Origin of the sequence: Methylomonas sp. EFPC1, assembly GCF_016925515.1 — a bacterium.
In the GTDB taxonomy this organism is placed as follows: Bacteria; Pseudomonadota; Gammaproteobacteria; order Methylococcales; family Methylomonadaceae; genus Methylomonas; species Methylomonas defluvii.
The window spans coordinates 4393639-4404767 of record NZ_CP070494.1 but is presented as its reverse complement, the minus strand read 5'-3'; the positions used below and the strand labels follow the sequence as shown (position 1 = coordinate 4404767).

Below are 11129 nucleotides of genomic sequence, written 5' to 3'. Positions count from 1 at the left end.
TAGCCTTAGCGCCATAACTGATAAATGTATTTACGCTTGAGTTTTTCCCAGCGGAAAAACAGTCCTTTCAGCCAGGTGGGCGGATCGGCTTCCAAAGCACTTTTGAACAGGCCGTTTTTACTGCCTTGTTCGATGACAGGATCTTCCAGCCAAATCATTTGAATGCCGAGCTGTTTGTCGATTTTTTCGAACTGATTGTCAATCGGCTCGGCGATTTTGTGCGTTTTAATCCAGTCTAGTCTCTGACGGGCGGTGCTGGAATCAATAAGATAGGAATCGGCAAAGCGACCGCGATGCCCGAGATACAGGTATTGATCCGGTTTGCGCTGACTCTTGGGCGTAAAAAAATTACCGCCGGAGCCGACGTAGATGACTTTGTTGCCGGGAAATTGCCCGCTCTGACTGAGTGCGCGTTGCAAACCGAGCTGAATATCCTTGCTGAACACGGCATCGTCTTCCAGTACCAAACAGAAACCTTGGCCATTACCGTCCGCAATTCTCTGTAAGGCTGCCACATGCTTTAATGCGCAGGATTGCTGAGCCGTAGTCAGATGACGGTCGTCACGGAAATACTCGGCCACCACGCTGTCTGTCAAATCGCCTATATCCCAGTCGAAAATAAATTCCGCCGATAGTCCGAAATCGCGTAGTTGTTGTTCCATGAACATACGGCGTTGACTGAACGCTTTGACATTCAAAACCAAAATGCGGTCAAGGCTAGGCGATTGCATCATGCGAAATTGTAGTTAGGCTGCTGAAAAAAGCGGCGATTATCGACGGTTTTGTGGAAAATAACATCATCGTTATGGCCGTTTGGCTTGCAATGTTTGCGCGATCACGTCGATCACCCGGCCACTGGATAACTGATCAAGGCAGGCGCTGTAGCTCTCACGGTGCCGGTCGCAACCTTCCAGTTGGCAGGGTAGGCAGTTTTGTTCGGTTTGGCCTTGCAGCAGATACACGTTATTTACTTGGCTTGAACCACGAGACGCGAATGGCGTTTTATCTTCGCCGTATCCGCACGGCCAGGGTGCCCATTTTTCCGGATCGGTGGGTCCGAATAAGGCAAAAGTCAGTGTGCCGGTGGCCGCCGCCAAGTGGGTGATGCCGGTGTCGGGGCCGACGAATAATGCGGCTTTGCCAATCAAAGCGGACAATTGCGCCAGCGAAAGCTGACCGGCAAGATTGATGACATCTGTTGGCAGTTGTTGCTGTATTTCTCGCAAGGCTGCCAACTCGGTAGGGCTGCCGCTGCCGGTCAATACGACTTTAAAACCTTGCCGGTCTAAAAAGGCGATGAGCTCGCACCAGCCCTCGGCGTGCCACTGTTTATAGCGCCATTGCGGCATAATATGTAGAACGACGTAGGGATCAGTTATGCTGGGTATCGGCGTCGAGCTTTGCGGCGGAGTCAGGCGATAGCAAGGCGCTATTCCCAGTAACTTGCAGAAGCGCAAGTTTTCCAAGACGGCGTGACCGTAATCGCTGCTAAATACCAGCCAGCGCTTGAGTAGCGCTTTTTTCAACCAAGCCTTAGTAGCATCGCCAGGCACAAAGCCGATGCTGGTTTTGCCGGCTATCGCTGCGCACAAAGTTGGCCGGTCGCCGGCTTGCGTGGAAATGGCTAAATCGTAACGCCGAAATAGGCTGAATAACAATTTGCCGAATGCCAAGCCGCCAGGCTTGCCCGCTACGGTTAATAAGCGCCGGATGTCGGGATTGCCTTCCAGCATACCGGCGTTGCTGGCCGGTAGTAGAACGTCAATGTCGGCGTTTGGATAGGCTTGCTTCAGCGACGAGATGAGTGGGGTAACCAGCAGCGTATCGCCCAGATATCGCAGGGTTACCACCAAAATGCGTTTAGGTTGTATATTGAGCGGTTTTTGGTTGGGCATGGAACGCTGGCTGATCAACATGGCTGTACATTTTAAAGGTAAACAGTATTGAACACGTTACAAAATTCGCGCAAAACCATGACGGACGGGCAGGTGTACAAGCGTTTATTGGCGTTTGTGTTGCCGTATTGGCGTTTATTTTTGGTAACTGCCATCGGTTTTGCGATCTATGCCGCAACCGAGCCGGCGGTGGTGATGATTATTCAGCGCATCATCGACAGCTTTGGGGCGCCGGATCGGGGAGATATTCAATATCTGCCGCTGGCCTTCGTGGTGTTGTTTCTGGTACGAGGCATAGGCTCGTTTTTGGGTAATTATTACCTGGCGCGAATTTCCGGCAATTTGATTCACAAGCTGCGTTGCGAAATTTTTAATCAGTACACCCGCTTGTCGGTGCAATATTTCGATGCGCATAACAGCGGCTACATGATTTCGCGGATTACCAATAACATCGGCGAAGTCACGCGGGCGACGTCCGATTCGATTCGTTCTTTCGTGCGCGAAGGTTTTACTGCGGTTGGCTTGCTGGGTTATCTGGCTTATACCAACTGGCAGCTCTCCTTGGTGTTTTTGGCGATAGCCCCGGTGGTAGCGATCATGGTGCGTTATGTCGGCAAACGTTTAAAACGCTTAAGCCGCAACATGCAAGATACCGTGGGCGATTTGACGCATATCACCTCGGAAATGGTCTCCGGAAACCGTATCGTAAAAAGTTTCGGCGGGGAAGATTACGAGCGGCAACGCTTTAAGAAAGCCAGTCTGGAAAATCGCGGCCAACATCGCAAGCTGATCATGACCGTATCGCTGAATAATCCGTTGATGCAACTGGTCATTTCTTTTGCCTTGGCCGGCATGATGTATCTGGCCTTGATCATGATGAAATCGTCCAGCCCGGGGGAATTCGTCGGCTTTTTTACCGCGGCATTCTTGTTGCCCAAACCGATTCGGCAATTGAGCGATGCCAATTCCGAGATCCTGCGCGGTATCGCGGCGGCGGAATCTTTATTCGAAGTATTGGACGAGCCGGCGGAAATCGATGGTGGCGACTATCAGGTTGAGCGCAGCCAGGGCCGCATCGAATTCAAAAATCTCAGTTTTAGCTATCCCGGCAGTGAAACCCCGGCCTTGAATAACATCAATGTGACGATCGAACCCGGCCAGACTGTAGCCTTGGTCGGGGCTTCGGGTGGCGGCAAAAGCACGATGATTAACCTGTTGCCGCGTTTTTACGACTACGAGCAGGGCGAGATTTTGATCGATGGCGTGCCGTTAAAACGCTACCGCTTGGATAGTTTGCGCCGGCAGATCGCCTTGGTTACCCAAAACGTCACCTTGTTCAACGCTTCCGTTGCGAATAATATTGCCTATGGTGCGTTACAAGGTGCGGCCAGAGAGCAGATAGAGCAGGCCGCGGTCGATGCCTATGCGATGGACTTTATCAGCAAAATGCCGCAAGGATTGGAGACCGAGATTGGTGAGAATGGTGTCAAGCTGTCCGGTGGCCAGCGCCAGCGCTTGGCCCTGGCTCGGGCCCTATTGAAGGATGCGCCCATTTTGATTCTGGATGAAGCCACTTCGGCGCTGGATACCGAATCGGAGCGCTACATTCAGGCGGCATTGAATCGGGTGATGCAAGGCCGCACGACCTTGGTGGTGGCGCATCGCTTGTCCACCATCGAGAGTGCGGATGTGATCTTGGTAATGGACAAAGGCCGGATTGTCGAACAAGGTTCGCATCGCGAACTGTTGGCTCGCGATGGGGCGTATGCCAAATTGCATAAGATGCAGTTTCAGGATGGCGGTCAAACAGAGCAGCCGGAGACTGCTGTCGCGCAGGAGTGAAGAGTCAGCCGGCGGCTCAGATGATTCGCCGGCTGGGATAGGTGTTTAAAATTGTTTGGAGTTTTTGCTGTTGCGGAATATCAGCGGCTTTTCCCGGTCGGACAAGGCGAGTTCGCGCGCCGAATCAATCGCGGCGTCGATTCTGTGCCGTTCCGGGGACTTGCTGCACACGGGATCGGTGCTGTACATGTCGCCGTTGAACAAGAAGGCCTGACAGCGGCAACCGCCGAAGTCTTTAAGCTTCTCGTCGCAGCTGCGGCAAGGCTCCTGCATCCACTCGGTGCCGCGGAAGAAGTTGAAGGTTTTCGACTCATTCCAGATTTCTTCGATGCTGAAATCCTTGACGTTCGGGCAATCCAGGCCGGGCAATTCGCGAGCCGAATGGCAGGGCAACGCGGTACCGTCCGGGGCGATGGTCAAAAACGTCGTGCCCCAACCGTTCATGCAAGCCTTTGGTCGGTCTTCGTAATAATCCGGCACCACATAGTAAATCTTCATCTTGCCGGCGACTTTTTCCTTGTAAGCTTGGGCAATTTTTTCCGCTTCCTGAAACTGCTCGCGGGTGGGCAGCAAGGCGTCGCGATTCAAATGCGCCCAGCCGTAATATTGGGTATTGGCTAACTCCAGATAATCGGCGCCGAGGTTTTCGGCCATCTCCAGAATTTGCGGCATTTGGTGAATGTTTTCGCGGTGGATTACCACGCATAGCACCATCGGATAGCCGTGTTTTTTAATCAGTTTTGCCACGTCCTGTTTGTGTTGGTAAGTGGCGGTGCCGGCGATATGATCGTTCAGTTCCTGGGTGCTGGCCTGGATGCTGATTTGGATGTGATCTAAACCGGCTTGCTTCAATTCGACGATTTTTTCTTCGCTCAAGCCGTAGCCGGAGGTGATGAGGTTGGAGTAATAACCCAACTCGCGCGCATAGCCGACCAATTCAGTCAAATCCTGCCGGGTTAGTGGTTCACCGCCGGAAAACCCCAACTGCACCGCACCCATTTTGCGGGCTTGGCTCAATACGCGTTTCCAATCCTCGGTACTTAATTCGTCCGGATATTTAACGTAATCCAGCGGATTGGAGCAATATGGGCATTGCAGCGGACATTTGTAGCTCAGCTCGGCCAACAGCCAGCGGGGCGGGGTGATATTAAGCTTGCTTGATCCAGCCATTTTGTAATGCTACGTTCAAAAAGTTAGTGATGTCATTGGTCAGGCCGGACGTGGCGAATTTTTCTTCCAATTCGGCGACGATTTGTTCCAGCATCCGGCTACCGTCGCACAGCTTGAGTATTTCCGCCGAGCTTTGGTTCAACTCGACCATGCCCTCGGGATAAAGAATCACGTACTTTTGCTGGGTTTCTTCCCATTGCAGCCGATGCAGCGGCGAGAACTGGATAAGTTGATCGGGGGTGATGGTCATAGAATTCCGGTGTGTAAACAAACGACTGGAAAGTTAAGCCGTTTCGATGTCTTCAAAAATTTCCGCCAGCGGCAGGCTGAGGCTTAAACTATGCAGTTGGCAATCCACGTCGCCTATGTAGTCGTGCAACAGCCAATCGTTGTCCGGAGTGCGGCGGAAGCATTCAACTCGGCGGGCGTCGATGTCGACGATCAGGTATTCCTGAAGCGACTCCAGCTTGCGGTAAGCGACGAATTTGCCGCCTCTGTCGTAGTCCGCTGTCGAATCCGATAGCACCTCGACGATCAAAGTCGGATGTGAAATAAATTGTTGGGCTGTGTTGTCCTCCTGATGACAAGACACCACCACGTCGGGATAGAAAAAAGCATCGGCGGCCTCGACGTGTAATTTGAGGTCGGCCATATAGGCCTGACAGGGCGATCCTCGCAAGCGTTGTTTTAAGGCTGAGGCGATATTTAGGCTGACAACGACATGTTCGCGCCTAGCACCCGTCATCGCAAACACTTCACCCGCGACGAACTCGTGCTTCTCGGTCTGGGTTTCTTCCCAAGCCAAAAAGTCTGCAGCACTAAAATGAAGTTGTTCGGCTGTTTGCATTATTGCTCGATATTAAAATACGGCGGCATGTCGGCGACATAAGCCAGATACATCGCATCGGCCATGCTCCACAACACATCCAGTTTAAATTTCAGAATTTGCACCATGCGTTCTTGCTGCTCGCGGGTTTTATACCAGTCCAGCGTCAGTTCCAGGCCGTGTTCCACGTCGCGGCGGGCTTCGGTCAGGCGTTTGCGGAAGTAAGTGTAACCCTCTTGTTCGACCCAGGGATAGACGTCGGGCCAGTTGTCCAAGCGCTGTTGATGAATTTTGGGGGCGAATAGTTCCGTTAGCGAGGAACTGGCGGCTTCATGCCACTCGGCGCGGCGGGCGAAATTAACGTAAGCGTCCACGGCAAAACGTACGCCGGGCAGCACATGTTCCAGCGAAGTGATTTCTTCGCGGCTCAGGCCAACTGCGATGCCTAAACGTATCCAGGCTTCGATGCCACCTGGGTCGCCAGGGTGGCCGTCATGGTCGAGGATGCGTTGTACCCATTTAGCGCGGGTTTCCCGGTCCGGGCAGTTGGCCATGATATTGGCGTCCTTGATCGGAATCATCACCTGGTAGTAAAAGCGATTGGCGACCCAACCTTGCAATTGTTGCTTGGTCAGTTTGCCTTCATTCATCAACGTGTGCATCGGATGATGAATGTGGTAGAACTTTTCCATGCCGCGCAATTTGGCTTCGAATTCGTCGCGGCTCCAGGGTTGATTATCAGTAGTCATGTCACACCTTGGTTATAAGTCAATTTCCAGTCCGTCGTAAGCCACTTCGATGCCGTTGGCATCCAAGGTTTTACGCTCCGGCGAATCTTCGTCGAGAATCGGGTTGGTGTTGTTGATATGAATCAAAATTTTCCGGGCCTTGGGTACACCATTCAACACTTCAATCATGCCGCCAGGGCCTGATTGTGGCAAGTGGCCTATCTCGCGGGCATGTTTGTGGCTGATGCCACGGGTGACCATTTCGTCATCGGTCCAGAACGTGCCGTCCACCATCAGGCAGTCGACCGTTTGCATGGCGTTAAATACATGCGGTTCGATTTCGCCCAAGCCCGGTGAGTAATACAGTTTTTTGCCGGTGGAAATTTGCTCGACGATCACGCCGATGTTGTCGCCATCGTGCGGGTCGTGGCGGTGCGGCGAATAAGGCGGTGCCTTGCTTTTCAAAGCATGGGCATAAATCCGAATGTCGTCTATACCCGGAATCTCGAACGGTGTTTCGTCGCAGGCAATCGGATGATGGTTGACCGTACAGTAATCTTTCAGCATCGTGAACAGCGGAAAGCCCGTGGTCAAATCCTGCTTGACCATCTCGGTGCAATAGACGTTCAACGGTTTGCCTTCGCGCAGCATCAACATGCCGGTGGTATGGTCGATCTGGCTGTCGATCAAGAGCACGGCCTTGATACCGGTATCGCGGATGCCTTCTTTAGGCTGAATGGCGGGAAACGCCTCCAATTGGGCGCGAATGTCCGGCGAGGTGTTAAACAGCAGCCAGTTGCGGTTGTCGGTACTGATCGCTATCGACGATTGGGTGCGGGCTTTGCCGTTGAATTGGCCGTTACGCAGGCGTCGGCAATTGTCGCAGTTGCAGTTCCATTGCGGAAAGCCGCCGCCGGCGCCGGCGCCGAGAACTCTAATCTTCATGTTTGCCTAAGGGGAATGATGAATGAGCGCCGCATGATACGGGATTAAAAAACGCCAGGCAAAAAAAAGGGGCAGGAAAATGCCCCTTTTTTATCGTCATCCCTAAGGATTAACGGTTGTAGATGTACATGGTAACTTCAAAACCGAAACGCATGTCATTGTAAGCTGGTGTTTCCCATTTCATTTATATACCCTCCAGAGGTTTTGTTGTTGTGTGCGATAGCTTGATCGAGAAAGCTGCGCCGAAGTATACGATGAAGTTTTTCTTTGCGCAACAGAGCAATCAAACCGGAACTAACAGCACTTGGAGCGATGTCTCTGCGCTTAAGTTCCCGGCCTTACCAGGCCATTTTCAGCGCAAGTGCCAACAGCACAATCGCAAAGTAACGCTTCAATTTTTGCGCAGGCAAACTGTGCGCCAATTTGGCGCCTAACGGTGCGGTAAATATGCTGGTTAAGACTATGCCGGCGAAGGCGGGCAGGTACAGATAGCCGAAACTGCCAACAGGTAAATGACTATCTTGCCAACCCAATACCGCGTAACTGGTCGCAGCCGCCAGGGCAATAGGGATTGCGCAGGTGCTGGAGGTGGCGACCGCGTTTTTCATCGGCAGGCCGTTGCTCGCCAGGTAAGGTACGGTCATGGTGCCGCCGCCGATGCCTAAAATGGCTGATAGTACGCCGATCAACAGACCCATCGGGTAATCCAGGGAGAATTTGGCTGGGTGTGATGACGCTTTGTTGGGTTTGGGTATTGCCATTTGCGCGCTGGTATAAATTAGATAAGCAACAAAAAACCAACGTAGTGAGTCGGCGCTGATATATTCGGCCAATACGGCACCGCCAACGGCACCCAGCAGCATGCTCGGCGCTAAATGTTTTGCCCGATGCCAGTCGATGTTCCCAAGTTTGTGGTGAGTACGCACAGAGGCCAGCGAAGTAAATATTGCGGTTGCTAAAGATGTGGCAACGGCAATTAACATAACTTGTTCCGGATCAAAGCGCTGAGTTTGGAACACCCACACCAGTACCGGCACAATCAATGCGCCGCCGCCTATACCGAACAAACCGGCGGCGACGCCGGCTAGAATGCCCAGCAAAAGGCTGGCTAAAAAAATTTCCGTCATGATGATTAATGGCTGGGGAATAAGCAAAGCACTATGATAGCGACTCATTTATACTGTGTCTTTTGATCCATTAAGTAGGCGAGTGGCTAAGGCATGAAAACGTATCTGGTCGGCGGCGCAGTTCGCGACCGTTTGCTGGATTTTCCGGTTAAGGAGCGTGACTGGCTGGTGGTAGGTGAGACTGCGGACAGTATGCTGGCCGCCGGTTTTCGGCCGGTGGGCAAAGACTTTCCGGTATTTTTGCATCCTATCGATCACGAAGAATATGCCTTGGCGCGTACCGAGCGTAAAACGGCCCCGGGTTACAAGGGATTTGCGGTGCATGCCTCACCGGATGTGACGCTGGAAGAGGATTTATTGCGGCGGGATTTAACCGTCAATGCAATGGCAATGACGGATGACGGCGAATTGATTGATCCGTTTCATGGACGGCGCGATTTGGAAAACCGCATCTTGCGGCATGTGTCACCCGCTTTTAGTGAAGACCCGGTGCGGATCTTGCGTGTGGCCCGTTTCGCTGCCCGTTATGCCCATTTGGGCTTTACTGTCGCCGAGGAAACGCTGGAATTGATGCGCAAGATGGTGGTGGCCGGCGAAGCGGATTTTCTGGTTGCCGAGCGGGTGTGGGCCGAATTGCACAAAGCCTTATTGGAACGGACGCCGGTGGCGTTTTTCCAGGTGCTGAAAGACTGTGGCGCATTGCGAGTGGTTTTTCCCGAGCTCGACGCTTTATTCGGCGTACCGCAACCGGAGAAATATCATCCGGAAATCGATACCGGCGTGCATGCCTTGATGGTGCTGGAGCAGGCGGCGCGGCTTTCCGAAAAGCCAGAGGTACGCCTAGCGGCCTTGTTACATGATCTAGGTAAGGCCTTGACCCCCAGCCAGCATTGGCCCAGCCATCATGGGCATGAGCAAAAAGGTTTGCCGGTGCTTGCCAAACTGTGCCAAAGATTGCGGGTGCCGAATCATTTTAAATCGCTCTGTGCGCAGGTCATGCAATACCACACCCATTGCCACCGGGCTTTGGAATTGCGGGCGGATACCTTGACCGATATGTTGCAAACCCTGGGCGCATTCAAGCCCGATAGCCATTTGGCTGAATTTCTCCAGGCGTGCGAAGCCGACGCGCGCGGCCGGACCGGATTCGAAGACCGGCCCTACCCGCAAGCCGACTACATTCGCTCGGCGGCATTGGCGGCCACCGCTGTCGATACCTCGGTGGCTTTGCTGAAAGGCTTGCAAGGCGAGCAGATTGGTATCGCTATCCGCAAATTGCGGGCCCAAGCCGTCAACGATTACAAACAACGCTATCAGCAACTAACAATTGAATCAGCATGAATGCCATCCTGGTCTCCGCCGGCTTATTGATTTGCAGCAACGTCTTTATGACCTTTGCCTGGTACGCACATCTAAAGGAATTGAATAACAAACCTTGGTTGCTGGCCGCATTCGTCAGTTGGGGCATCGCCCTATTCGAATATCTGTTACAAGTGCCCGCCAATCGTATCGGATACACGCAGTGCAGTGTTGCCCAACTGAAAATTATGCAGGAAGTGATAGCGCTGAGCGTCTTTGTACCGTTCTCGGTGTATTACATGAAAGAACCGTTGAAACTGGATTATCTCTGGGCCGGGCTATGTTTGCTGGGTGCGGTGTTTTTTATGTTCAGAGCCAAATTAAGCTGAAATTGAACGGAATGGAATAACAATAATAATGGGTGAACAGCATGCTTAGTTACCGCCACGGCTTCCACGCCGGCAATTTTGCCGATGTTTTAAAGCACAGTCTGCTGACGCTGGCGATCAACGCCTTGAAACAGAAAGACAAACCGTTTGTTTACATCGATACCCACGCCGGAGCCGGTAAATATTCTTTTAAATCCGAGTTTGCCCAAAAAACCGGCGAATACCAGCAAGGCATCGCCAAACTTTGGGATAGCCAGGACGCGCCGCCGGAATTAAAAGATTATCTATCCGCAGTACGTGCGGAAAACACCGGACGGCAACTGGTGCGCTATCCCGGCTCGCCGCAATTGGTCAAGCGTTTGGTCAGGCAACAAGACCGCTTGGTATTGTCGGAATTGCACAGTAGCGATGTCGAAGCCCTTCAACAATTGTTCGCCGGCGACAAGCAGGTCAGCGTCTCCAAGGAAGACGGCTTGCAGACCTTGAGCAAGAAGTTGCCGCCCATCCAAAAGCGCGGCTTGATTCTGATCGATCCCAGTTACGAAATGCGCGACGAATACAAAAAAATCATCGCAGCGCTGACGACCGCATATAAACACTTCGCTACCGGTGTTTATGCGCTGTGGTATCCGGTCATCGACCGCACGGCCACTGAAAACTTCATGCGGCAACTTGAGCAAAGCGGCATTCCTCGCCAGCTGCGCATCGAGCATTGTATAGCCGATGACGGACCGGGGCGTGGCATGACCGGTTCCGGCATGTTATTCATCAATCCGCCGTGGCAACTGGATAGTCAAGCCGAAGCCTTGTTGCCTTACTTGAATCCAGCGTTGGCGGATGGCCGGGGGCATTGGCGGGTAGAGTGGCAGGTGCCCGAAGCGACAGTGGCGAGCGCAGTAAGGAATTAG

General features: G+C 52.7%; 13 protein-coding genes. 4 read left to right on the top strand and 9 right to left on the bottom strand.

The annotated features are described in order from the left end of the window. Positions 1-5: 5 nt before the first annotated feature. A complete protein-coding gene (locus tag JWZ98_RS20295) occupies positions 6-734 on the bottom strand; it encodes a glycosyltransferase family 25 protein (protein ID WP_205451533.1) in 729 nt (242 codons plus the stop codon). Positions 735-803: 69 nt separating this feature from the next. Continuing rightward, entirely contained in the window at positions 804-1916 is a 1113-nt protein-coding gene (locus JWZ98_RS20290; protein WP_205451532.1) for a glycosyltransferase family 9 protein, read from the bottom strand. A 57-nt stretch (positions 1917-1973) separates the two neighbouring features. Between JWZ98_RS20290 and msbA the strand changes: the two genes are divergently transcribed. Beyond that, entirely contained in the window at positions 1974-3737 is a 1764-nt protein-coding gene (msbA, locus tag JWZ98_RS20285) for a lipid A export permease/ATP-binding protein MsbA (RefSeq protein WP_205454507.1), read from the top strand. 45 nt (positions 3738-3782) lie between these two features. Here the strand turns inward: msbA and pqqE are convergent, their stop codons facing one another. The 7 genes from pqqE to JWZ98_RS20250 form a co-directional block, all read right to left on the bottom strand. Next, complete coding sequence (gene pqqE / locus JWZ98_RS20280) at positions 3783-4907, bottom strand: pyrroloquinoline quinone biosynthesis protein PqqE (protein ID WP_205451531.1); 1125 nt, start codon at positions 4905-4907, stop codon at positions 3783-3785. Beyond that, the gene (gene pqqD, locus JWZ98_RS20275; RefSeq protein ID WP_205451530.1) at positions 4885-5157 is read right to left on the bottom strand and encodes a pyrroloquinoline quinone biosynthesis peptide chaperone PqqD; all 273 of its coding nucleotides are present in this window, start codon (positions 5155-5157) and stop codon (positions 4885-4887) included. The genes pqqE and pqqD overlap by 23 nt, the downstream gene beginning before the upstream one ends. 33 nt (positions 5158-5190) lie before the next feature. After that, a complete protein-coding gene (locus tag JWZ98_RS20270) occupies positions 5191-5754 on the bottom strand; it encodes a Uma2 family endonuclease (protein WP_205451529.1) in 564 nt (187 codons plus the stop codon). Next, entirely contained in the window at positions 5754-6482 is a 729-nt protein-coding gene (gene pqqC, locus JWZ98_RS20265; RefSeq protein ID WP_205451528.1) for a pyrroloquinoline-quinone synthase PqqC, read from the bottom strand. Before pqqC ends, JWZ98_RS20270 begins: the two co-directional genes overlap by 1 nt. Positions 6483-6494: 12 nt before the next feature. Then, positions 6495-7406 carry a pyrroloquinoline quinone biosynthesis protein PqqB gene (gene pqqB, locus JWZ98_RS20260; RefSeq protein ID WP_205451527.1) on the bottom strand — a complete coding sequence of 304 codons (912 nt, stop codon included), beginning with the start codon at positions 7404-7406 and terminating at the stop codon, positions 6495-6497. Between the two features lie 109 nt (positions 7407-7515). Next, positions 7516-7590, bottom strand: a complete 75-nt coding sequence (gene pqqA / locus JWZ98_RS20255) for a pyrroloquinoline quinone precursor peptide PqqA (RefSeq protein ID WP_054760176.1) — start codon at positions 7588-7590, stop codon at positions 7516-7518. Between the two features lie 154 nt (positions 7591-7744). Beyond that, the gene (locus tag JWZ98_RS20250) at positions 7745-8533 is read right to left on the bottom strand and encodes a sulfite exporter TauE/SafE family protein (protein WP_205451526.1); all 789 of its coding nucleotides are present in this window, start codon (positions 8531-8533) and stop codon (positions 7745-7747) included. 93 nt (positions 8534-8626) lie between these two features. Here JWZ98_RS20250 and JWZ98_RS20245 point away from each other — a divergent pair, with 93 nt between their 5' ends. The 3 genes from JWZ98_RS20245 to rlmJ are packed head-to-tail and all read left to right on the top strand — an operon-like array spanning position 8627 to position 11129. Next, entirely contained in the window at positions 8627-9874 is a 1248-nt protein-coding gene (locus tag JWZ98_RS20245) for a multifunctional CCA addition/repair protein (protein WP_205451525.1), read from the top strand. Beyond that, entirely contained in the window at positions 9871-10221 is a 351-nt protein-coding gene (locus tag JWZ98_RS20240; protein WP_033159387.1) for a DMT family protein, read from the top strand. Before JWZ98_RS20245 ends, JWZ98_RS20240 begins: the two co-directional genes overlap by 4 nt. A 41-nt stretch (positions 10222-10262) precedes the next feature. Next, entirely contained in the window at positions 10263-11129 is an 867-nt protein-coding gene (gene rlmJ / locus JWZ98_RS20235) for a 23S rRNA (adenine(2030)-N(6))-methyltransferase RlmJ (protein ID WP_205451524.1), read from the top strand.